Origin of the sequence: Streptomyces sp. WAC07094 (assembly GCF_036320405.1) — a bacterium.
Taxonomy (GTDB): Bacteria; Actinomycetota; Actinomycetes; order Streptomycetales; family Streptomycetaceae; genus Streptomyces; species Streptomyces lannensis.
Map to the genome: position 1 here is coordinate 8,283,390 of NZ_JAVMJZ010000001.1, position 22,869 is coordinate 8,306,258.

At 69.7% G+C, this 22,869-nt stretch carries 14 protein-coding genes; 3 read left to right on the forward strand and 11 right to left on the reverse strand.

The annotated features are described in order from the left end of the window. Positions 1 to 22: 22 nt before the first annotated feature. Positions 23 to 1,228 carry an ROK family transcriptional regulator gene (locus tag RCR19_RS37210; protein WP_331269148.1) on the reverse strand — a complete coding sequence of 402 codons (1,206 nt, stop codon included), beginning with the start codon at positions 1,226 to 1,228 and terminating at the stop codon, positions 23 to 25. Positions 1,229 to 1,681: 453 nt separating this feature from the next. On the opposite strand from RCR19_RS37210, the gene RCR19_RS37215 reads away from it, so the two are divergent. Both RCR19_RS37215 and RCR19_RS37220 read left to right on the forward strand, forming a co-directional pair. Further along, entirely contained in the window at positions 1,682 to 1,942 is a 261-nt protein-coding gene (locus tag RCR19_RS37215; RefSeq protein ID WP_331269149.1) for a hypothetical protein, read from the forward strand. Positions 1,943 to 2,177: 235 nt separating this feature from the next. Continuing rightward, positions 2,178 to 4,373 (forward strand): alpha-galactosidase, encoded by a 2,196-nt coding sequence (locus RCR19_RS37220; protein WP_331269150.1) that lies wholly within the window; start codon positions 2,178 to 2,180, stop codon positions 4,371 to 4,373. A 340-nt stretch (positions 4,374 to 4,713) separates the two neighbouring features. On the opposite strand, the gene RCR19_RS37225 is transcribed toward RCR19_RS37220, so the two are convergent. From RCR19_RS37225 to RCR19_RS37260, 8 genes are all read right to left on the reverse strand, one after another. Beyond that, positions 4,714 to 8,427, reverse strand: a complete 3,714-nt coding sequence (locus tag RCR19_RS37225) for a S8 family serine peptidase (RefSeq protein WP_331269151.1) — start codon at positions 8,425 to 8,427, stop codon at positions 4,714 to 4,716. Between the two features lie 228 nt (positions 8,428 to 8,655). Then, complete coding sequence (locus tag RCR19_RS37230) at positions 8,656 to 9,363, reverse strand: hypothetical protein (RefSeq protein ID WP_331269152.1); 708 nt, start codon at positions 9,361 to 9,363, stop codon at positions 8,656 to 8,658. A gap of 80 nt (positions 9,364 to 9,443) precedes the next feature. Then, complete coding sequence (locus tag RCR19_RS37235) at positions 9,444 to 10,814, reverse strand: VWA domain-containing protein (protein ID WP_331269153.1); 1,371 nt, start codon at positions 10,812 to 10,814, stop codon at positions 9,444 to 9,446. Continuing rightward, on the reverse strand, positions 10,811 to 11,668 hold the full coding sequence (locus RCR19_RS37240) for a MoxR family ATPase (RefSeq protein WP_331269661.1): 858 nt from the start codon (positions 11,666 to 11,668) through the stop codon (positions 10,811 to 10,813). The genes RCR19_RS37235 and RCR19_RS37240 overlap by 4 nt, the downstream gene beginning before the upstream one ends. A 110-nt stretch (positions 11,669 to 11,778) precedes the next feature. Continuing rightward, positions 11,779 to 12,456: an NAD(P)H-binding protein gene (locus RCR19_RS37245; RefSeq protein WP_331269154.1), complete on the reverse strand. Its 678-nt coding sequence runs from the start codon at positions 12,454 to 12,456 to the stop codon at positions 11,779 to 11,781. 528 nt (positions 12,457 to 12,984) lie between these two features. Beyond that, entirely contained in the window at positions 12,985 to 14,112 is a 1,128-nt protein-coding gene (locus RCR19_RS37250) for a hypothetical protein (RefSeq protein WP_331269155.1), read from the reverse strand. Between the two features lie 268 nt (positions 14,113 to 14,380). Then, complete coding sequence (locus RCR19_RS37255) at positions 14,381 to 16,570, reverse strand: family 16 glycoside hydrolase (RefSeq protein ID WP_331269662.1); 2,190 nt, start codon at positions 16,568 to 16,570, stop codon at positions 14,381 to 14,383. A 14-nt stretch (positions 16,571 to 16,584) separates the two neighbouring features. Then, positions 16,585 to 19,098: a ThuA domain-containing protein gene (locus RCR19_RS37260; protein WP_331269156.1), complete on the reverse strand. Its 2,514-nt coding sequence runs from the start codon at positions 19,096 to 19,098 to the stop codon at positions 16,585 to 16,587. A gap of 197 nt (positions 19,099 to 19,295) precedes the next feature. On the opposite strand from RCR19_RS37260, the gene RCR19_RS37265 reads away from it, so the two are divergent. Beyond that, positions 19,296 to 20,258, forward strand: coding sequence for a multicopper oxidase domain-containing protein (locus RCR19_RS37265; protein WP_331269157.1), 963 nt, complete (start codon positions 19,296 to 19,298; stop codon positions 20,256 to 20,258). A gap of 191 nt (positions 20,259 to 20,449) precedes the next feature. Here RCR19_RS37265 and RCR19_RS37270 read toward each other — a convergent pair whose 3' ends face one another. Together RCR19_RS37270 and RCR19_RS37275 are read right to left on the reverse strand one after the other, a co-directional pair. After that, positions 20,450 to 21,283, reverse strand: a complete 834-nt coding sequence (locus RCR19_RS37270) for a PIG-L family deacetylase (RefSeq protein WP_331269158.1) — start codon at positions 21,281 to 21,283, stop codon at positions 20,450 to 20,452. A 657-nt stretch (positions 21,284 to 21,940) separates the two neighbouring features. Next, complete coding sequence (locus RCR19_RS37275) at positions 21,941 to 22,768, reverse strand: NAD-dependent protein deacetylase (protein WP_331269663.1); 828 nt, start codon at positions 22,766 to 22,768, stop codon at positions 21,941 to 21,943. Positions 22,769 to 22,869 lie beyond the last annotated feature (101 nt).

Consider the following 22,869-nt stretch of genomic DNA (forward strand, 5'->3'; position numbering starts at 1 on the left):
ACCGGGGGAGATGTGCGCCGACTCACGCGTGGACGGATCCGTACGCGTCTGCGGGCCGGAACGGAGCGGTGGCCTGCTTGACGGGCGCGAACACACGCTGGGCCGCGACAGCGGCGCCACCCCGGGCCCACTCCTCGAAGGGCAGCGGCCGGACCACGAGATCGCAGTCCGCCGCGGCACCGAACGCGTGATCGGCGAAGGTCTGCCGGATCTGATCGGCGAACAGGTCGTAGGAGGCCACGCCCTCCCCGGAGATGACGATCCGTTCCGGGCCGATGAGATTGGCCACCGAGGCGAGGGCCAGGCCCAGGGTGTGTCCGGCATGGGTGAAGACCGCTCGGACGGCAGGGTCGCCGGCGTGGGCGAGCCGTACGGCCTCGTCCATGGTCAGTTCGGGATCGCCGGTGGCCTGCCGCGCCTGTTCGGTGATCGCATGGGTGGAGGCGACCGCCTCGACGCACCCGGTGTTGCCACACGTGCAGGTGCGGTCAATGGCGCCGACGGGAAGGTGGCCGACCTCGCCCGCCACACCGTGCGCCCCGGAGATCACCCTGCCGCCGACGGAGAGTCCCGCACCGATGCCCGCGCCCACGGTGACCAGAGCGAAGGACGACAGGCCCGCTCCCGCGCCGAACCACTGCTCCGCCACCGTCAGGGCCCGTACGTCGTTCTCGATGACCGTGGGAACGCCGGTGCCCGACTCGACGAGCTGGGCGAGCGGCACCCGGCGCCAGTCCAGGAAGGGCGAGTACTGCACATGCCCGGTCCGCCCGTCCACGTCGCCCGCGATGGTGACGCCGATGCCGTGGATCGCGTCGGACTCGACGAGACCCGCCGCCTCACGCAGTTCGTCGACGAGCCGGCCGATCGCCAGCACCACCGTGCCCACATCGCGTGATCCGAGCGGTGCCCGCCGGGAGGCCAGCGGCTGTGCGGTCAGATCGGCGAGCACGCCGATGAGTTCGTCCCCGGTGACCTTGACCCCTGCGAACCGGGCACGCGCCGCCCGCACGGCGATCAGCGTCGCCGGACGTCCGGTGGTCCGCTCCACGCTGGGCCGGCCCGCTTCGGTGATCCAGCCGTCGGCGATCAGCGGAGTGGCCGCCTTGGTGACGGCACCCGGCGACAGTCCGGTGCGCCGGCCGATCTCGGCGCGACTGAGTGGGCCGTGCTGGAGCAGGGTCTGGAAGACCAGAACGGCGGCGGGCGACTGGTCGGCGAGGCTCATGTAGGGACTCTACATTTCCACTGGAAATTAATGCAAGGGCGGTATGGGAGGATTTGGGCCCTGTCGGAGGTCGACCTTGGGAGGGTTTCCCCGGTATTCCGGAAAGTAGCGGCGGGCAGTAGGTGGACTATCCGGACCTGACTATGTTGACGATGGAAGGAAAGTCTGCCTACATTCGCCGCACTCCTCGTCGGGGCGGCCCAGGCACCCCGGTGGGGAGCGTAGCCGCACGCTCCTCTTCGATCTCTTTGGACGGTGCTCCGGGACCAACCTCGCCCACCGGTACACCGGCCTCGATCCTGCTCGATTCCTCCAGGCGGAAGGCCGCTTGCAGTCGCGCCGAGATGGAGTACGTCCATGGCTCGTCCCGTTCGCCCTGCACGACTTCGAACGGCTGACTGCGCTGCATGTTCGTCCGGCAAGAAGGTAGGCAACCTCGGCTACGGCGGATCGGTGGCGATCCACAACGTCTCGGCGCCCGCGGACGGCACCTACCTGATGAAGATCGACTACACCGAAGGCTCCTCGGGTCGCACGATGGTCGCCACCACGGGTGGAACGTCCTTCCAGGTGCCGCTGCCCGGGAGCAACGACAACAACTGGGGCCGCCCGAAGTCCATCACCGTGCCCGTGCACCTGAAGGCGGGCGCCGACACGATCACCTTCGGCAACGCCGACGACTACGCGTCCGACGTGGACCGGATCACCCTGTGATCACCCACCCAGGAACCGGCACCCTTGTTGTGCGGCTGCGGGGTCGACCGGCACCGTCAGCGACGTCGAACTGCTGAAATATGTGGGACACGAGCAGGAAGCTGCTCACGAAGAGCTGAACAACCGACAGCGACCGGCGTCCGAAAGCCGGTCACCCGGTGTCCGGCCCGCGGTAAACGGCCCCTGACCAGGTGCCGACCGGCGGACCGGCACAAAGGAAAGGAAAGGACTCTGCATGTCTGACACCACCGCGCGGATCCTCGCCCTGCGCGCGGCCGGCACCTCACTCGTCGTGGAGCTCGCCGAGCCGGTGCCCAGAGTCCTGCACTGGGGGGCCGACCTGGGCGACCTGTCGGAGTCCGCCCTGGCCGCGCTCGCCCTCACCGGTGAACCCGCCGTGCTCAACAACTCCATCGACATCCCGCGCCGATTCACCGTCTGGCCCACCGAGGCCGACGGATGGTCGGGGACCCCCGCCCACCAGGGCCATCTGGCCGGCGCCTCCACCGCACCCCGGCTGAGCCTGGCCGGGACCTCGTACCAGGCGCAGGACGAGGGCGGGGAACTGTCCCTGCGGCTCACCGAACCCGGGGCCGGGCTGGACGTCACGGTCACCTACCGGCTGGAGCCCTCCGGGGTGCTTGCCGTGGAGAGCCGGATCACCCGGCACGAGGACGCCGACCCTGCGCCGTACGACCTGGCGCAGGTCGCCACCCTGCTGCCGCTGCCCCGCAGGGCTCAGGAGATCCTCGACTTCACCGGCAAGTGGAGCCGTGAGCGTTCGCCTCAGCGCAGACCGCTGGGCTTCGGTACCTACGCGCGACAGGTGCGGCGTGGAAAGCCGGGGCTGGACTCGCCGTATCTCGTGACGGTGGGGGTGCCCGGCTTCGGGTTCGCAGCGGGCGAGGTGTGGGGCGTGCACATCGCCTGGAGCGGCGACCAGCAGTACCTGGTCGAGCAACTTCCGGAGGGCGCCGGGGCCCATGCAGCGGTGCTCGGCGGCGGCGAGCTGCTGCGGGCGGGAGAGATCCGCCTCGCCCCGGGGGAGTCCTACACCACCCCGGTGTGCCACTTCGCCTGGTCCGGCCAAGGGCTCGACGGACTCGCCGAACGCTTCCACACCCTGCTGCGGGACCGGCCCAACCATCCGCGCGGTCCGCGCCCGGTCATCCTCAACAGCTGGGAGGCGGTGTACTTCGACCACGACCTGGACCGGCTGCTGCGACTGGCGGACAAGGCCGCCGAGGTCGGTGTCGAGCGGTTCGTCCTGGACGACGGCTGGTTCCGCGGACGCCGCTCCGACAACGCCGGTCTGGGGGACTGGACGGTCGATCCGGTCGTGTGGCCCGAAGGACTCACGCCGCTGGTGGACCATGTGCGCTCGCTCGGCATGGAGTTCGGCCTCTGGGTCGAGCCGGAAATGGTGAATCTCGACTCCGATCTTGCCCGGGAGCACCCCGACTGGGTGCTCGGTCCGTCCCGCGGAGCGGGCCCCTCCTCACGGAACCAGTACGTCCTGGACCTGGCCAACCCCCAGGTGTGGGACTACCTCCTGGACGCGCTGAACGCCGTGGTGGACAAGTACGGCATCGGCTACCTGAAGTGGGACCACAACCGTGAGCTGCACGAAGCCGTTCACGGCGCCGGGGACCGTCCGGTCGCCCACGCCCAGGTGCTCGCGCTGTACCGGCTCATCGACGCCCTCAAGGAGCGCCACCCCGGCCTGGAGATCGAGAGCTGCGCCAGCGGCGGTGGTCGCGTGGACCTCGGCATCCTGGCCAGGACCGACCGGGTGTGGGCCTCGGACTGCATCGACCCGGTCGAGCGTCAGAGCATTCAGCGGTGGACCGCCCAACTGCTGCCGCTCGAGCTGATGGGCGCCCATGTCGGCTCCGCCACCAGCCACACCACCGACAGGATCACCTCCGACACCTTCCGGTTGATCACGGCCCTGTTCGGGCACGCCGGAATCGAGCAGGACATCACCCGCTGCACCCCCGAGGAGCTCGCCCGGCTCACCGCCTGGACGGCTCTCTACCGTGAACTGCGCCCGCTGCTGCACAGCGGCCGTACCGTCCGTGCGGACCTCGGCGGCGACGCGACCCTGCTGCACGGGGTCGTGTCGCAGGACCGGGCGTCCGCGGTCTACTGCTGGGCGCGGGTGGCCACATCGCCCGAGGGCCAGTACGGACGGGTACCCCTGCCCGGGCTGGCCGCCGAGGCGACCTACCAGGTCCGGGTCCGTACCGAACTGGGCCTGCCGTCCCTCCACCAGACCTCGGGCCCGGCCTGGCTGGCTTCTGCGCTCGACGGTTGGCTGACACTGCCGGGGGCCGTCCTCGTTATCGCCGGACTGCCCATGCCGAACCTCAACCCGAACCAGGCGCTGCTGCTCGAGGTGCGCCGGACCGAGGAGTCGGCCGGCGCCTGACGTTCCCGGAGGGGACCGGTCCGAAGGGGTGGCCGGGGTGCGACCTGTGCAAAGGGTCCGCCCCGGCCACCACTCGTTCCTCTCCTGGCTTTGATCGGGCCCCCACGGACGACCGCGCCGCCGTAGGTCACGCCCGGGCTCCCGCTCGGTGGCGGTCGCCTCGAGGCTGGACCTGGGCCCTACGCGGCCCGGCCGGGGTCGGTGGACAGGGCCGCCGGGCTGCCGGTGCGTGCGTCGAGGATGACGGTCTCACCTCTGGGGCGATCGAAGGGCCGTCACATGCCGCCGGGCGGGACCGCTGTCGGCGGCCACGCCCGGCGGGTGTGCGCATCGGGCGACGTCAGCGCAGGCCGAAGGCCCGAGTGATCGTCTGCGAGACGCTGTTGCCGTCACTGTCCCGGGCCGTGACCCGGAGGCTGACGAAGCCGGCGGACCTCGGTGCGCGCAGCGCCGTCCTCCATCCCTCGCCCTGGGCGCCGAGCGCGGCCCGCTGCCAGGTCGCGCCGTCGTCGTACGAGACGTCGAGCGTGGGCTTCCCGATCGAGGCCTTTGTACCGGGCAGGTGGGACGCGGCCACCGACAACCGGGCGTGCCGATCGGCCCGGCCGGCCCTGTCGGTGTCCACCCCGTAGTCGAGCTGGATGAGCGGCAGGGACACCGCCGAGTCACTGCCGGTGACCGCGGAGGTGAAGTCCCACTCGGTCAGCGTGTGCGTCGAGTACGGGTTGGCCCAGGCGCCCCGGTCGTTGTCGACCACGAGCCGGTAGGGCAGGCGTTCCGCCCCGAGCCCGGGGACCTGCAGCCACTCGGCGTTGCCCCAGTCGAGTTGCTGGTCACCCTGGTAGAGGGACATCCAGTCCTTGACGTCGAAGTTCGCTCCGGCCTCGCCGACATGGCCGGATCCCGAGTCGCCCCAGCCGGGCGCGGTGATGTACATCGTGTCGAGGTAGCGCACCGGTTGGTAGCCGATCGGACCCATGCGGGGCCGCTGGATCGGGCCGAACCAGTCGACCTCGGCGGTCTTCCTGGCGGGGTAGTGCAGGACGTCGATCGCGTGCTGTCCCGTCTCGCCCTGGATGAAGGCGTCGTCCAGCCAGGTCGCGCCGGAGGTGACCCAGTCGGTCCGCTCGCCCTGGGCGGGTGTGGTGAGCTGGTTGCCGACGGCCCAGCCCCGCCAGACGTCGGGACGGAACTCCATCGCCTTGCCCTGACGGTAGTTGCGGAACGAGACGTCCACCCGTCCCAGGTCCTTCGAATCCTCTCGCCAGGTCGGGTCCGCCGGGACGGCACCGGTCCAGTGGTGCACCACGTCGTAGACATAGTCGGTCGTGGGGTGGGAGGTGACCTTGAGCGCGACAGCGCCGTGCCGGAGCGATCCGATCAGTTCCGCGCCCTGGTCGGCGTCGAGGGTCGCCACCGTCAGCGGAGCCGGGCTCTCCGGGCTCCAGGGAGTCTCGTCCCAGGGCTGGAGTCGGCCGGTGCCGTCGTTGACCACCACGAGCACCTGCGCGCCGGCGGCCGCGGCGGCGTCCGCCTGTGCCTTGATCCCGGCCGTGCCGTCTCCCTGGACCACCACGGCCTTGCCCCGCACGTGCTGCCGCGCGAGCTCCTCGGCCGTGCCCGTACCCGCGTAGACCGCGGTGAGCGTCCGGGTCCCGGCGGGCAGCGGCCTGGCGGCACGCTTGACCAGCGGGTCGGCAATGGTCTTCGACTTCGTGCCGAGGGTCAGCGCCGGCTGCTCCAGGCGGAAGCGGGCGCCGAACTCGAACTCGCCCGCGGTGACCTTCTTCCCGGTCGGAAGCGCCCAGATGCTGTCGTAGGACGGATCGGGCAGCATCGACGACTCGACCAGGCTGTCGGTGAACGACCTGTGGACGTCCAGGCGCGGTGCCACGGCCGTGGTCTGCTGCGGCACGCGTGCCAGAATCCGTCGCATCTTGCGGCCGTCCAGGCTGACGGTACGGTCCTGGTCCAACTGCACGTCGTTGAAGGCGAGCAGGGCCATGCCCCGCGAGTGCGGGCCGCCGGCACCCTGCACATCGGCGGTGAGCCAGCCGCTGTAGCTCCCGACGGGCAGTCGTGCCGTGCCGGTTCCGGATGCGTCGAGGTCGAGCACCGTGAAGAGGTGCTCGGCGCTGAGGAGGACCCTGCCGGCCAGCGGATTGCCCGAGCGGTCCTTCGCGACGACGGTCAGGTTCTGACGCCGGCCCTCCCGGGCCGCGCCGATCAGCGTACGGGCCCTGACCGCACCGGAGTCGTCGGTGCCGGTGATCATGGCGCTGACCGACTGGTCGCCGGCCAGACGGTCCAGCTCCGCGGTCAGCGTGACCGAGGCGGTGCCGTGCGCGGGGACGGTGACCCGGTTCTGCGAGAGCGTGAACAACCCTGTCGGCACGGTGCCGTTGATGGCCAGGTCGAGATCGACCGGAGCGTCGCCGACGTTGGTGTACGTCACCTTCTGGACGTCGGTCTCACCGGGCTTCGGGGGCCAGGTGTGGAAGCCGGAGTAGGCGGTCGTGGTGGCGAAGACCGTGGTGTGCACCGCGGCCCGCGCGTCGAGCCGCCCGGCGCCCGCCTCGTAGGGGGTGTACGACGGGGTCGCCTTGGCGCTGCTGACCAGTGCGTCCTTCAGCTGCGCACCCGTCCAGTCGGGGTGCTCGGAGGCGAGCAGCGCGGCGGCGCCGGCGACGTGCGGCGTGGCCATCGAGGTGCCGCTCATCGTGGTGTAGTAGCCGGAGCCGCGACGGTAGTGCGAGCGTGCCGCGAGGATGTCGACCCCGGGTGCGGTGATCTCCGGCTTCAGCCCGGCGTCGCCGTCCCGCGGACCCTGGCTGGAGAAGTCGGCGAGCTGGTCGGCCGAGTCGACGGCGCCCACGGTCAGGGCCGCGTCCGCGGCACCGGGGCTGCTGATGGAGTGCGGGCCGCCGTTGCCCGCCGCCACGACGAACAGCGCGCCCGTGTCCTTGCTGAGATCGTCGACGGCCTGGCTCATCGGGTCGGTGTGGTCACCGCCGCCGCCCAGGCTCATGCTGATGATCCTGGCGTGCTGGTCCCGGGCCGCCCACTCCATGCCCGCGATGATCCACGACTCCTGGCCGCTGCCCTCGGAGTTGAGTACCTTGCCCACGGCCAGCCGGGCCCCGAAGGCGACACCTCGCTCCTGCCCGTCGGAGGCGCTGCCCGTGCCGGCGACGGTCGAGGCGACATGGGTGCCGTGACCGTTGTAGTCGGCGATGTCGTCCTCACCCGGGACGAAACTGGCACTGCTGTCCACCTGCCCGGCCAGGTCCGGGTGTTCGGTGTCCGCGCCGCTGTCGAGCACGGCGACCTTCACACCCTGACCGGTGTTCCCCTCCGCCCAGACCTGCTGAGCGCCGATCTGGGCGGTGGAGTCGGCCAGGTCGGCGGTCACCTTGCCGTCGAGCCAGACCTTGGAGACGCCGCCGGCGAAGGACGGCTTCGTGGACCGCGCCGTAGCCGCGGTACCACCGGTCAGCGAGGCCCAGAACTGCGGTGCCTGCTTGCGGTTCTGGGCGAGGGCCGCACCCTGGATGCTGTCCAGGCGGCGGACGACGGTCGAGCCGGCCACCTTGGGCTGGGTGCGGGATCTCGCGGCGGCGTCCGTGTACTTGACGATCAGTGGCAGCCGGGAGCTGTGCGCGTCGTCGTAGCCGTCGGCGATCATCCGGGTCACGTTGAAGAGCTGTTTGTCCAGCTTCCCGGCGCTGACGTACGGCAGGACCTCGTCGGGGTACACATAGGTCGAGCCGTCGACGACCGCGCGGTGGAAGCCGGACGTGGCGCCGTCGGGGCTCTCGAAGGACCGGACGACACTGCCGTCGGCCGCGGTGCCGATCGTGACCTTGTCACCGGTGATCAGGGTGACGCTGTGGGTGTCACCGCGGCCCGCGGGCCGATGCACCGCGTCGACGGCCGAAGCCGCCCGGCTCGCATCACGGTGCGCCGCGGCGCCGGCCGGGATGGCCGTCGCCGCCAGCGCGGTGACGACGGCAACCACGAGCGGCCCTGGTCGGAGTCTGGGAACGATAGGCAAGGAGCACTCCTCAAGGGATGCGGAGATCGGAAAACCACCTGAGGATGTGCTCGGCCCGAGCCGCGGGCAATGTCGCGGGACTGGCGCAACTGGCCATTGCGCAGATGCGCCAACCCCCGGGGCGTGCGACCCGCCGTGCCGCAACCGGCGCCGAACAGGGCGTATTTCGCGATTCCCGCGCGACTTCCCGAGGCGCTCGGCCGTCGTCAGGCCATCGGCGGCCGACCTTCACGCCCGGAACGATCTCCACTCACGAACACGGCACGTGACCCCCCACACGACGAGGGCGACCACTGCGACGGGGAGCCAAATGCCTGCGTAGACCAGGGGATCGGGCTCGTGCAGGGCGGAGGTGACGAGACCTGCAAAACACGCGGCCGCGCCGGATACCGCGATCACCCTGCCGGTCGGTGTGAGGCTGTCGTCCGGCTCCCGCCCGGGCGGGAACTCGTGTGTCCGGCGGCGCAGCCGGCCGACGGTGTGGAGGGCGAACACCCCGCCGTGCAGCAGAACCAGACCACCGGCCAGCCACAGGCCCGGTACCAGGGGCGGCGCCGTGACGGCTTCCTGGACGCGCCCGTCGAAGGTGATGCCGGTCCGGCGGCCGTGCCACAGGAGGATGCCGACGCGGTCACCCCTGCTGAGCCTGGACAGTACGGGATCCGGGTCGTCGAGTTTGATCCGGCCCGACACCGACGCCAGCCCCCGGACCTCCACCCAGTACTCGCCGCCCCGGCCGTTGGACATGTTCCTCAGATCCCGAACCACCGCGGGGATGACGACCGAACCGGACGTCTCCTGGTATCCCCGTGCCGTCGAGAGGCTGTGCGGGTACGGCAGCGCCAGCAGGGTGAGACCTCCGAGCAGAAGCAACAGCCCCGAAACCGCCCACCCGGACGTCCGGTGGCGGACCAGCCATTCGGTGGCACCGGCCATGACGTCACCCCCTCGGGAAGACATGACTCGGGACGCCCTCGGACGGTTGTAACGCGGGCCCGGAGTCACGCCGGTGGTGGTCAGACCGGCAGCAGGCGAGTGATGAGAGCGCTGAGCTGCCGGACGTTGCGGCACTCGTACATCTCCAGGAGCCCGGCGTAGTCGGGCGCGGCGGAATCACCCGTGCCCCACTGGGCGCGCGGCTCGGGATTGAGCCAGTGGACACGGCGGGCCCTCTCCGAGATCCGCCGTACCGCGGCGAGGTTCGGGTCGCTCATGTTCGTACGTGCGTCGCCGAGGACGAACACCGAGGTGCGGGAACCCACCGCGTCGGGGTACCGCTCGGCGAACTCGCCGAAGGCGGACCCGTAGTCACTGCTGTCGTGCCAGCCCGTCACCGTGGTCTCCGACCGGATGCGGGCGGCCAGTCCCTGCGGGTCGGTCCCGCCGTGCACCAGGAGCCCGGTCACCTCGTCCACGCGGTTGATGAACGCGAACACCCGCACCTTGCTGAACTGGTCGTGCAGCGCCTGCACCAACAGCATCGTGAAGTCCGAGAATCCCGCCACCGAACCCGACACATCACACAGCAGCACCAGTTCGGGCCGGACGGGACGACGGCGACGCAACACCGGATGCATCGGCACCCCGCCCGTCGACAGCGATCCCCGCAGCGTCCGCCGCAGATCGATGGTCCCGCGGGCGGCGCGACGACGGCGGGCCGCCAGCCGGGTGGCCAGTTTGCGTGCGAGCGGGTGCACCGCCCTGCGCAGTTCGGCGAGTTGAGTCCGTCCGGCGAGCAGGAAGTCGACCCGGTCGGAGGTCGGTGCGACGGCGCGTCTGGCGATCTCGTCCCTGCCGCGTCGTTCGGCCACCCGGCGCCGGGCCTCGGTGGCGACCTGCCTGCGGAAGACCTCGATGCGCCTGCGGATCTCGTCCTCCAGCAGCCGGTCGGTGAACCCGGACGCCGCATTCTGCGCCCTGAGGGTGTCGCGCACACGTGCCAGCAGGGTCTGTGGGCGCAGCCGCTCGAGCGTCTGGTACGACGACCAGCCGTCCGAACCGGGCGAGGAGCCGTAACCGCCGAAGCCGTCCACCGCGTCGACGGCCAACTGCGCCGTCATCACCTCGTCGTTGGCGGCCAGTGCCGCCGCGAGCCGGTCCCGCAGCGCCTCCCGGTCCATGTCCGCCCGAGCCTCCGGGCCTCCCACGCGACGCGGGAAGTACACGTCGAAGACCGGGTCGAACACCTGTCGTTGGGCCTCGCCGTGCAGCAGAGTGGCGGCCAGTCCCTCGCGCAGCCGCTCCCGGTCGGCGAGCCCGAGTGCCTCCAGCGCCTGTGCGGCGTCCACGGTCTCACCGGTGCCGATTCGCACGCCGTGCCCACGGAGGGCGCCGACCAGACCCGTCAGCCGTTCCGCGATCCCCGTCTGCGCCGCCGGCGAGTTCACACGGCGCCCAGGTCGAGTTTGGCGGCCGCCTTGAGGACGTCGTCCTGATGCTTGAGGAGTACACCGAGGCTGTCCCGTACGACGGCCTCGTCGAGGGTGCCCGCCCCGAGCGCGAGCAGGGTGCGCGCCCAGTCGATGGTCTCGGCGACCGAGGGGACCTTGCGCAGATCCATCTCGCGCAGTGCCCCGACCACGCGCACCACGGACTCCGCCAGCGCCTCCTCGAGCCCCGGCACCTTGAGCCGGACGATGCGCCGCTCCAACTCCTCGTCGGGGAAGCCGATGTGGAGGAAGAGGCAGCGGCGGCGCAGCGCCTCCGACAGCTCCCGGCTCGCGTTGGAGGTGAGGACGACGAAGGGACGGGTGGTGGCGGTGATCGTGCCGAGTTCCGGGACGGTGATCTGGAAATCGCTGAGCACTTCGAGCAGCAGCCCCTCCACCTCGACGTCGGCCTTGTCGGTCTCGTCGATCAGCAGGACCTTCGGGTCCGTGCCGCGGATGGCGGTCAGCAGCGGACGTGCCAGCAGGAACTCCTCACCGAAGATGTCCGTACGCGTCGCGTCCCAGGTCTCGTCGCGTCCCGCGCTGATGCGCAGCAGTTGCTTGGCGTGGTTCCACTCGTACAGCGCACGTGCTTCATCGATGCCTTCGTAGCACTGGAGCCGGACGAGGCGGGCCCCCGCGACCTCGGCCACCGCCTTGGCGAGTTCGGTCTTGCCGACGCCGGCCGGGCCTTCCACCAGTAGCGGCTTGCCCAGCCGATCGGCCAGGAAGACGGTTGTGGCCACCGCGGGCGATGCCAGATACCCGGTTGTGGCGAGACGCGCGGAGACGTCGTCGACGGATGTGAACAACAACGTGGCCTCCGGGTCATGGCGACGGACTCTGACGCTCAACTATCTAAGCGCTTGCTCACCCATCCTGTCACCTGTGACGGAGGCCACGTCGACACCGGGCGAACGTGTCAGCCGGCGATGCCGACCGTGCGCCTGACCGTCTCCGGCTGGTCGATGACCCGCAGCATGTGATGCGCGACGTCGGCGCGCGATACCAGCACGCCACCGCGAGGATTGCGCCCGATCGCCGTCCGGTAGGCGCCGCTGAGCGGTTTGTCGGTGAGCCGCGGTGGCCGTGAGACGGTCCACTCGAGATCGCTGCGGCGAAGAATGTCCTCCATCAGCGCGAGGTCGGCGTAGTGCGCGCGGAACATGGTGCGGGCGAGCGGGCTGCCCAGATGGCGCATGAAGAAGCCGTCGCCCGGATCATGCTTCGGCGGATGCGGCCGGTCGGGCGAGGGCACCGTGCCGATGGGCGACGCGCTGACCACCACGAGACGCCTCGCGCCGGTCGCCTGCATCGCCGCCACGATGGCCCTCGTCCCGTGCGATGTGATGCCCGCGTCGGCCTTCGGGCGTCGCGGCCCGAGTCCGGAGAGCACGGCGTCCCTGCCCTCGACGGCGGACGCGAGCAGGTCCGCGTCCGGCGCGGCCAGGTCGGCCGTGATCACGTCGAACCGGCCCGCCCTGCCGGTCAGGGGCCGGGGGTCGCGTACGACCGCGGTGACGTCGTGGCCGGATGCCACGGCTTGTTCGAGCAGGTGGCGGCCTATGCCGCCGGTGGCCGCGAAGATCGTCAGCTTCATGGGTCGTTGTCCTCTTTCGGCTGGTGCCGCTTCGGGGAGCGGCGGTGTGCCGACAGGCGCGAGGGCCTCCTGCCGTGTCTGCTTCCTGGGAGCGGACACGGTGCGGGACTGTGACATCCGAGCCGGGGATGTGACCCACGTCGCACGGAGCGCGACGGAACGGTCGACCTATCGGGACCGAGGCGTAGAGCGTGTCCAGGGGCCTGTGCACGGACGCGGCACAACGCGCCCTCGGCCGACCGCGGCACGGCCGGGCGCCGCACCGATGCGAGCCGCGATGTCGGCGGTGCCGGCGGGCTCGGCGAGAGCGGGCACGCGTCGTGCGAGGGGGGGCTTGGGCATGGGACCGCACCCGGATCCCGGGTGCGGCCGTAACGCGTTCCGTGGGATCCACTTCTGCCCCGTTGTTCTCAGAACGGGACAAAGCCCTCGCGAAACCTCCGACGGTGATGCGGAATGAGCCGAAGAGGATCCCGTCGGGGCACCGGCCGCCGGCCTCGGGCCCGGACGGTTCGGCCGGCCCGTTCATCACCGGGAGACATCGTCGGTGTCACGGCCGCCGGCCCACCTCAGCGTCAGAAGGGCCGTCGCCCCCGCGGCGAGGCCAAAGGTGAGTGCGGCCGGGACGCCGCCGCCGAGCGTCGAGAAGAGGTACACAGGCCCCCACACGGCGGCCCTGTCGCCCGTCGCCGTGCGCAGCACCTGGCTCACCAGCAGCCCCAGCACGGTCGCGCAGACCGCGCCGACCGCCATCGCCGGCAGCGAAGCCCGCGTGAGCAGGCCGGGCAGCAACCGCAGTGACCACCACACCACGGCGAGCAGGAGCACGTCGGCGGCTCGCAGGAGCAGCCAGTCGCCGAGCGGCGTGGTTCCCGGCGTCGTCCAGCCACCGAGCAGCAGCCACTCGCGCAGCAGGTCGCCGGGTTCGGACAGCAGCCCTCCGCCGCCGAACGACGTCTGGATCCCGGCCGCGACCGAACCGTACGACAGGATCACCAGCGACAGCGCGATCACCGCGGTTCCGGTGCTCGCGGCAAGTCGGGCAGCACGTGGCGGCACCTGTCGCATGGGCACCGGGTCAGCATCCTTGGCGGTGATGCGTGCCACGGGCACCGTGAGCAGCGCGGTCAACAACGCCGCGAAGACCGTGATCGGACCGCTCGACGCGATCACACCCGCCAGTTGTGGCAGGAACCGGTAGCTGCCGTGTCCGCGTGACGCGATCAGCCACGGCGCGGAGACGGTCACGGCCAGTGTTCCGGCCACCGGGCCCCAGGCCCACAACGCGAGCAGCGTGGCCGGTGTGCGGCCGTGAGCGGGCGGGATCCTGCGGATCAGGAGCAGTGCGCCGGCCAGGAAGAAAGCGAATACCGCCACGAATCTGATCTGCATCGCGGTGTTGTACAGATCGGCGTACTGGGTACCCCCGCTCAACGCCGTGTCCCCGCCCCCGGGTCCGCCGGACATCGGCGCGCCCGGGGATCCGTAGGACCAGGGAGTGAGCCATCGCTGGAGTTCGGCCGCGGACTGAACGTCGAACACGTTGGCGGTGCCGGGCAGTTGGAGCGCCGGCGCACTGGCCCCCGCCCACCACAGGAACAGCGTGATCAGCAGGCTCCCGACGAGTGCCGGTATCACAGCGCGCCGATATGACATGAGTCTTCCCCCGCCTCGGCCTGGAGCCGTCGATGTTTTGATCATCCGAAGGGTAGGGGGTGTTGATCACGTGTGGGCATGTGTTCGGTAGCACGTCGGACAAGGCGCCCTGAAACCGGCGTCGTCCCGGGCGTGGCGGCCCGTAGTCCCGGGTGCCGGCACCTGTCACGCATGGGCGCTGTGATGAGCCGGGCGGTCCGGCGAACCGCAGTACCCGCCCGCGACGTGCGCGGGCGGGTACAGGCGGGTCGGCCGTGTCAGGAGCGGTTCACAGCTCCTTGATCCGGATGTCCCGGTAGGAGATCACATCCGTGGTGCTGTGCACCTGCAGTCCGATGTACCCGGAGGCGAACCGCCGGCCGTCCGTGCCCGGGTCGTCCGAGCGCGGCGGATAGAACTCCTGGCCTCCGATGTTGTCGAACTCGTTGATGAGAACACCGTTGCGGTAGATCGAGTAGTGCTGGTCGACCACACGGATCTCGTAGTCGTTCCACGTCCCCTTCTGGGTGACCCCCGCCCCGGCGAGCCCCACCCGGTCGAAACCGTAGATCGAGCCCGTCTTGTACATGTCGCCGTCGGGCCGGTCGAACACCTGCACCTCATGCCCGTACTCGATGGCGACCCATTCCGGTCGCGACTCGACCGGGTGGTCGTGCACCCCCGGGAAGCGGACGAACACACCGGCGTTGGCGTTGCCGGTTCCGGGCGCGTCGTCACGCCATTGGAGCTTCAGCGAGAAGTCGCCGTACTTGCGCTGAGGGAACCAGAGCATGCCCAGGCCCGCCTTCGTGGTGCCGCTGGTGATCGACCCGTCGGTGTTCAGGGCGAACGAACCACCGCCCACCTGCTCCCACTTGGCGAGGGAACCCGGGCTTCCGTCGAAGATCTTGCGGTAGCCCTCGGTCTGTCCGGGCTTGCCGATCCCGGACTGACGGGCGGCCCGCTGGATCGTGTTGTACTCGCGCTTGTCGACGACACCTTCGTCCCGGAGGCCGTCCAGCACCTTCTGCACGTGCTTGAGGAACAGCGCGTGGGACGTCCACTCCTTCTCGTCCTCGATCAGCTCGTTGATCCGGCACCGGTTGTTCGTGACCCGGTTGGGGACACCCGAGTCGACCGTGCCCACGATCACCGTCAACCGCTCGTCGTACTCGGGACAGTTGGGCGCCGGGACGCCGCCTCCCGCCACGACCGTGAAGTTCACGGTGCCCGGTGTGGAGGTGTTGCCCGCCTTGTCGCTCGCCCGGTAGGCGAGGGAGTGGGCGCCGGCACGGTCGACCACCACGGGTGCGGTGTACGCCAGGTAGGGGCCGGCATCGAGGGAGTACTCGACGCTCGCCACACCGGAGCCGCCGTCGTCGGTCGCGCTCACCGTCACCTTGGCACTGCCGACGTACGCACCGTCGGAGTTCTTCGTGCCCTCCACTGCCACGCCCGTCACGGGCGCCGTCGTGTCCTGCGGCGGCGCCGCCACGACCGTGAACTGCACGCTCTTCTCGTCCGAGACGTTGCCCGCCTTGTCGGTGGCGCGGTAACGCACGGTCTGGGCGCCGACCTGGTGCACCATCACCGGCCCGCTGTACGCCTGCCATGCACCCGCGCCCACCGCGTACTCGATCGAGTTGACCCCGGAACCGGTGTCGGAAGCGGTGACGGTGACCGTGGCCATGTCGATGTACGCCCCGTCGGCGTTCCGCTCGCCGCTCACCGTCGCCGAGGTCTCCGGCGGTGCGGTGTCGTCGGACGGCGGTGCGACGACGGTGAACTCGACGCTCTTCTCGGCCGAGACGTTGCCGGCCTTGTCCAGAGCCCGATGGCGGATCTTGTGGCCGCCCGTCCGGTCAACGACGACCGGTGCGGTGTACGGCTGCCAGGCGCCGGTGTCCCCGATCGCGTACTCGATCCGGTCCACGCCGCTGCCGCCCTCGTCGGTGGCCGCGATCGTCACGGTCGCCGCTCCGACGTATTCGCCCTGGGCGTTCTGCGCGCCCGTCACCTGGGCGGACGTCTGGGGCGGTGTCGTGTCCGAGCCGCCGCCCTCGGTCACCACCAGTTCGCCCTGCATCTGCCCGTGTCCGGGGATCGTGCAGTGGTAGAAGTACCGGCCGGGGGTGAGCGTGACCTCGGCCGTGTGGCGACCGCCCATGTCGTCGTTCGGGTTGGCCAGGATGTTGATCTGGACGTCGCTGTTGTATTCGGGGTCGCTGGTCACGAACGTCAACGTGTGCGGCATACCGGTGGTGTTGCCCGTCGCCGCGCTGTTCTCGAAGACGATCGTCGCCGGACCCGCCACCGCCGTGGTGGGCGCCGACCCGTACTTGGTGATGTCGTCGCCCGCGGTCCAGGTGAGCACCTGCGCGGCGTCCGGTGCCTCGGCCCGCGCCGTATCCTGTCCGGCAGCGGACGTCGTCTGCAGGCCGAGCATCATGAGCAGGGCGGCCAGCAGCGCCGCCCACATTCTCCTGTGCCGTATCACTCGGTCCTCCTCGCCAGTTGGTCGGCGGCCGGCGTCGGCCCACCGCCCGTGTAGGTGACCCGCCACAGCGCCGACTTGGAGTCGCTGGTGAAGAATCCGCGGCCGTAGTCGAGGACGTACAGCGAACCGTCGGGACCGAACTTCCAGTCCATGAGGTTCTTGATGCCGTCGTTTCCGATCGGCACGATCTTCTTCAGCGACTCGGAGTGGACCGGCAGACCGCCGTCCCCTTGGGTGGCGGGGTCCATGAGCACAGCGTTGCGTGGCTGATCGGCGTCGTAGAAGTCGCCGATGAACCACTTGCCGTCCCAGTAGGCAGGCCACTTCGTCGCGTTGGCGTTCGCCGCGTCGTATCGGTACACCGGCCCGTTCATCGCCGCCTGACCGCCGCCCTTGAGCCAGGGCAGCCGGTAGGTGGCCTCCTCCTGCTTGTAGGACGGGATGCCGTTCGCGTCGCGGGGGTAGTCCGGGCCGCCGCCCTGCGGCGAGTACCAGACGTTGTTGCCGGTGACCGGCGGCAGGTTGACCAGGCCGTCGTTGTTCGGCGACTCGTTCTTCGGATGGTCGCAGTCGTACCAGCCCAGTGGCTGCGAGGGGTCGGGCAGGTTGCGGTCCCGGTAGGGCTGCTTGTTGCCCATGCAGTACGGCCAGCCCCGGTTGCTCGCGTTGGTGATCACCGCGAAGGTGTCGTACTTGGCGGGCCCCCAGATCGGCGACGGCTGGCCCGCGTCCGGACCGACCCAGCCCGCGTAGAGGATGTCGGTCGACTTGTCGACGAAGATACGTGCGGGGTTCCGTACACCCATCACATAGATCTCGCCGCGGGTCTTGCCGCCTCCCTCGGCGGTCTCCTTGCCGGTGAAGAGGTTGCCATCGGGAAGGGTGTACGTGCCGTCGGGCTCGGGGTGGATGCGCAGGATCTTGCCGTTGAGGTTGTGGGTGTTGCCCGCGGTGCGGCGTGCGTCCGCGAAGGAGACGCCCTTGTAGTTGGGCTCAGGGTTGTTGCCCGAGTAACCACCGCTGAATCCACTGGAGTTGTTGTCTCCGGTGGCGATGTACAGGTTGCCCTTGGAGTCCCAGGTCATCCCGCCGCCCGCGTGACAGCAACTGTGGATCTGTACAGGCCACTTGAGCAGGACCTTCTCGCTGCCGAGGTCGAGCTTGTCGGTGGCGAGGTCCAGTGTGAAGCGGGAGACGCGCCGTTCGGCCATGTGTGTGTCGCGGTTGATCTGCGAGTGGGGGGTGTAGTGCAGGTACACCCAGCCGTTCTGCTCGAACTTCGGGTCAAGCTCGATGCCGAGCAGCCCCTCCTCGACCTTGGTCAGCTCGTCGCCGCCGCCCTTGTTGCCGAAGACCGCCAACTCGCCCGCGAGGGTCACTTTCCCGGTCTTCGGATCGTAGACGTGGATCTGGCCCTTGCCCTTGCCGACGTCCGGGTTGTTCCAGTCGGTGATCACGGGCTGGGAGCCGTCGGCACCGCCCCGGCCGATGTACAGCACGCGGCCGTCGGGTGCGGCCACCAGGCCGTGCGGTTCGCCGATCTGGTCGCTCCGACCCGGCTGGTTGGGCTGGGTGAGGCGCTCCGCCTTGTAGTTGCCGGTGATCGTCGCCTTGCAGTCGGCCTGCACCAGCCGTGTCGTCCACAGCAGGGCGCCGCGCAGATGGGCGCGGAAGTCCGTCTCGTCGTACGAGGAGACGGTGCCGCCCATGCCGGTGTAGAAGGAGCGTCCGCCGTCGTAGTCACGGCACCAGCTGACCGGGTGGTCCGAGCCGTTGCCGTTCGCGCCCGGCTGGTATGTCGACTCGCGCACCCGAGCCACGGTGTGCACCTCGCCGGAGGGGTTCTTCGCCCAGTTCAGCCACTGGTCGGGCCGCTTCCACTGCACCGGCAGGTCCTTGGTGGCCGGGTGCAGCCGGTCGCCCACCTCGACGGTGGCACGCTGGAGGTTCGCCGGGCTGTTCGCGGCCGGCCGGGCTCCCACGAGGCCGGTGAACCACTCCGAGTACGGCTCCGCGCGGGCCGCGTCATGGATGCCGACGAATCCGCCGCCCGCCTCCATGTAGGCCTCCAGGCCCGCCTCCTGGTCCGGGTCGAGGACGTCGCCACCGCCGGTCAGGAACACGACGGCGTTGAAGCGGCCCAGCTTCTTCTCGTTGGTGAAGACCGAGGCGTCGTCCGTCGCCTCGACCTTGAAGCGCTGGTTCGCCGGGCCGGTCAGTCCGATCTTTTCGATGGTCTCGATCCCGGCGTTCACCACCGGGGACTCGTCCCCGGACGCGGCGGAACCGTGGAAGATCAGCACCCGAACGTTCGCGCCGCCCGGCGGCGACTTGATCGACATCGTTGTCTGGGACGGTTCCGGGGCCGGACGCGCGCTGGCGGTGGGACCCGACAGCAGACCGGCCGAGAGGACGCCGGCGGTCAGGGCCGCCGCCCAGAGTCGTCTTGTTGTGCCCTTTGTGCTCAACCCGCGTAAGTGCGTGGGTTCTTGATGCGAGGTCAACCGCATGTGGTCACCCAACCCTCCTCGGTCGCAGCAGCAGCGCCAAGGAAGCTAGACCTCTTTGCTCGGTTCGCCAATAGGTATGACCGCGATGCAACGAACTTTGTCCTGAGTGTGGATAAACGGGGCTTCGGCCGGTACCGTCGCACAGGTTCATCACAGCTACGTCTTTGCAAATCCCGTATCAGTGTGGGGAGTTCGCCATGGACAGACGCAGCTTCAACCGGCGGGTGCTGCTGGGTGGTGCGGCCGTCGCGACATCGTTGTCCCTGGGGCCGGAGTCCGCCGTGGCGGAGGGCCCGGCGACGACGGCCGCCGCCGGGGGCGAGGTGAAACACATCAAGATGTACGCCGAGCAGCTCGCCGACGGGCAGATGGGTTACGGCTTCGAGAAGGGCAAGGCGACGGTCCCCGGCCCGCTGATCGAGATCAACGAGGGCGACACGCTGCACATCGAGTTCGAGAACACGATGGACGTCCCGGCCAGCCTGCATGTGCACGGCCTGGACTACGAGATCTCAAGCGACGGCACAAAACTGAACAAGAGCGACGTCGAACCGGGTGGCACTCGCACCTACACCTGGCGCACCCACGCCCCGGGTCGCCGCAAGGACGGCACCTGGCGGGCGGGCAGCGCGGGCTACTGGCACTACCACGACCATGTCGTCGGCACCGAACACGGCACCGGCGGGATCCGAAAGGGCCTGTACGGTCCGGTGATCGTCCGCCGCAAGGGAGACGTCCTGCCGGACCGGACGTACACGATCGTCTTCAACGACATGACCATCAACAACCGCGCACCGCACTCGGGACCCGACTTCGAGGCCACCGTGGGCGACCGGATCGAGTTCGTGATGATCACGCACGGCGAGTACTACCACACCTTCCACATGCACGGTCACCGCTGGGCGGACAACCGCACGGGCCTGCTCACCGGGCCCGACGACCCGAGCCGGATCATCGACAACAAGATCGTCGGACCGGCGGACTCCTTCGGGTTCCAGGTCATCGCGGGGGAGGGCGTGGGCGCGGGCGCATGGATGTACCACTGCCATGTGCAGAGCCACTCGGACATGGGGATGGTGGGGCTGTTCCTGGTGAAGAAGACCGACGGAACGATCCCCGGGTACGAACCGCACGACCACGAACCGGGTCACGAGCACTGACGGGCCGCGGCCCACTAAAGGCGCAAGCCTTCCGAGGCCCGGCCGGACGACGACTTCCCCGTCATCGGCCACGGGCCTGGAGGCGACCGCGGGAGCGGAACACGCGTGGACATGCAACACGCTGCGGGCGTGTGGACCCGTTCCGTCGCGCCGCAAGGGGGCGTTGCGCTTTCCCGCCCGGCCGGGACGGGTCAGCGCAGTCCGGCGAAGAGGTCGTTCTCGGGTATGGCGGCGCCGGTGGTGTCGTGGACACGTAGGAAGGTCTCCGTGCCCATCAACTCGCCGAACCTGTCCTTGCCCATGTCGAGGAAGAAGATGTTGTCGCCCTGGCTGGCGTGGGCGGCCAACGCGTCGAACTTCTGACCGCTGAACGCGGTGGTGTCCACCCAGGTGGTGATCTCGTCGTCGGGCAGGCCGATCTCGGCCATCGCGGCGGCCTCGGCCGGATCCGGTTCCGGCATTTCTTCATGGAATTCGCGCATGATCTGGCCGAACCGTTGCATCATCGAGTGCGGCATCGTGGTCCAGTACACCTTTGGTGTCGGCGCGGTCATCTCCAGCGCAGCCATCGTGATGCGGTGGGCCTGGATGTGGTCGGGGTGGCCGTAGAAGCCGTTCTCGTCATAGGTGACGACCACATCGGGTCGGTACTGCCGCATGAGTTCCGCGAGCCGGGCCGCGCCCTCGTCCACGGGGGTCTGCCAGAACGCTCCGGGAGCGTTGTTGCTCGGCCAGCCCATCATCCCGGAGTCGGCATAGCCCAGCATCTCCAGATGGCTGATCTTCAGGATGTCGCAGCTCGCCTGAAGCTCGCGGCGGCGCATCAAGGCGACCGCTGCCGAATCGTGCCCGGGATCGCCGGGCTTGATGCCACCGGGTCCGTCACCGCAGCCGCCGTCGGTACACGTCACGAGAACCGTGCGAATGCCTTCCGCCGCGTACCGGGCGAGGATGCCTCCGGTTCCGGTGGCCTCGTCGTCGGGGTGAGCGTGCACTGCCATGAGCGTCAAGGGGCGGTCGGGCATGAAACAGTCCTCCTGCAGAAATACGTCGTGGTCCGCCTGCGCGGCGTATGTGCCGCGCCTGTTGGGGCCCGGATCCTGGCGGGGTGGACGACCGTGTGGTCCCCCGGTTCCCCGCCTGCATGGCGCTGGTCCCTCGGCCGGTGCAACCGTGCCGGCGGGCCCGGCTGTTCCCGACGTGGCCGCTCGCCCTTCCAGGCGTCGCCGTGCAACGCGACCAAGGTACAGGCGCGACCTGCACGTCTCGGCGTCACGTCGGCTTCGACGTCCGTCGGCATCCGCCGGGACGGCACTTTCCAGCGCGAGCCGTGTTCCGGTCCGTCCTGGTCCGGCGGGCGAAGGCGAGTACTTCCTCATTCGTGCCCGGCACGTTCCTTGCCCTGCCCGGCTCTTGGCCCCGGACCCGGTGTGCCTGGGGGAGAGGTTTGTTCGGTCGGCCCTTTGAAGCCCGAGCTTGTGACGCTCACGGCGAAGGGGCTCGTACCAGGGACGTGTCGTTGTGGATGCCAAAGTTGGATGGCAGAAGGCCGCGCCCGAGGGGAAGCCGACGTCGGCGAGCAAAAGCCGCTTTTCCGGCGAACTGCCATGTTCGGGCACCGCGCGGTTTCGTGAACACGGAGGTCCGATCGACGGGTGCGCTGCAGGAGCCGTGGGATCGGTTCAGGGAATGTCGAGGCGCTCGGTCAGTTCGGTGAGGGCCTTGCCGAGTGGGAGCGCTGCGTGCGCGTACGCGAGGTCGTCGCCGCGTGTCGGGCCGAGGTTGATGATGGAGACGGGCTTGCCGTCCTTCGCGGCGCGACGCACGAACCGCAGTCCCGACAGGACGGCCAGCGACGAGCCGAGGACGAGTAGCGAATCGGCCGCGTCGATCAGGTCGAAGCAGTGCTGGATGCGAGGCTTGGGTACGTTCTCGCCGAAGAACACGACATACGGCTTGAGTACACCGCCGCAGTGCCGGCACGGGACGATGCGGAAGGTGTCGACGAGGTCGTCCGGCAGTTCGATGTCGCCGTCAGGGTTGACGGGCAGTCCGGCGGCATCGTGCGCGGCGGGGAATTCCATGTTCGCGGCGAGTAGTCGGGCATCCAGTTCGTCGCGGGGACCGATCGTTGCGCAGTCGAGGCAGATGACACGGTCCAGGCTGCCGTGCAGTGGCACGGCGTCCGTCGTCCCGGCGGCCTGGTGCAGCCCGTCGACATTTTGTGTGATCACGGCGTCGACGTACCCGGAGGCGCACAATGCCTGCACGGCGTGGTGTCCGGCGTTGGGCCGGGCGCCCGCGATGGCGCGGCGCCCGAGATAGCCGCGGGCCCAGTAGCGGCGGCGGTTCGCCTCGTTCGACACGAAGTCCTGGTAGGTCATGGGGGAGTGCCGTCGGTGCCGCCCGGTCGCGCCCCGGTAGTCGGGGATGCCGGATTCGGTGGAAATCCCGGCTCCGGTCAGGACGGCCACCCCGCCGGCGGCGAGTTGCTCGGCGATCTCTTCCATCCCACCGGCGGGACGTACACCGGTGTCGGGTACAGGGCCGACGATCGGACGTATGCGCACACATGCAGTCTAGGGCGCCTCGGGTGCAGCTTGCCTGTACG

Bases quoted from the DNA above. Each gene is read 5' to 3' on its own strand.
- RCR19_RS37260 (WP_331269156.1), bottom strand. From the start codon at position 19,098: ATGCGGTTGACCTCGCATCAAGAACCCACGCACTTACGCGGGTTGAGC.
- RCR19_RS37265 (WP_331269157.1), top strand. From the start codon at position 19,296: ATGGACAGACGCAGCTTCAACCGGCGGGTGCTGCTGGGTGGTGCGGCC.
- RCR19_RS37230 (WP_331269152.1), bottom strand. From the start codon at position 9,363: ATGGCCGGTGCCACCGAATGGCTGGTCCGCCACCGGACGTCCGGGTGG.
- RCR19_RS37255 (WP_331269662.1), bottom strand. From the start codon at position 16,570: ATGTGGGCGGCGCTGCTGGCCGCCCTGCTCATGATGCTCGGCCTGCAG.
- RCR19_RS37245 (WP_331269154.1), bottom strand. From the start codon at position 12,456: ATGAAGCTGACGATCTTCGCGGCCACCGGCGGCATAGGCCGCCACCTG.
- RCR19_RS37220 (WP_331269150.1), top strand. From the start codon at position 2,178: ATGTCTGACACCACCGCGCGGATCCTCGCCCTGCGCGCGGCCGGCACC.
- RCR19_RS37250 (WP_331269155.1), bottom strand. From the start codon at position 14,112: ATGTCATATCGGCGCGCTGTGATACCGGCACTCGTCGGGAGCCTGCTG.
- RCR19_RS37275 (WP_331269663.1), bottom strand. From the start codon at position 22,768: ATGGAAGAGATCGCCGAGCAACTCGCCGCCGGCGGGGTGGCCGTCCTG.
- RCR19_RS37270 (WP_331269158.1), bottom strand. From the start codon at position 21,283: ATGCCCGACCGCCCCTTGACGCTCATGGCAGTGCACGCTCACCCCGAC.
- RCR19_RS37210 (WP_331269148.1), bottom strand. From the start codon at position 1,228: ATGAGCCTCGCCGACCAGTCGCCCGCCGCCGTTCTGGTCTTCCAGACC.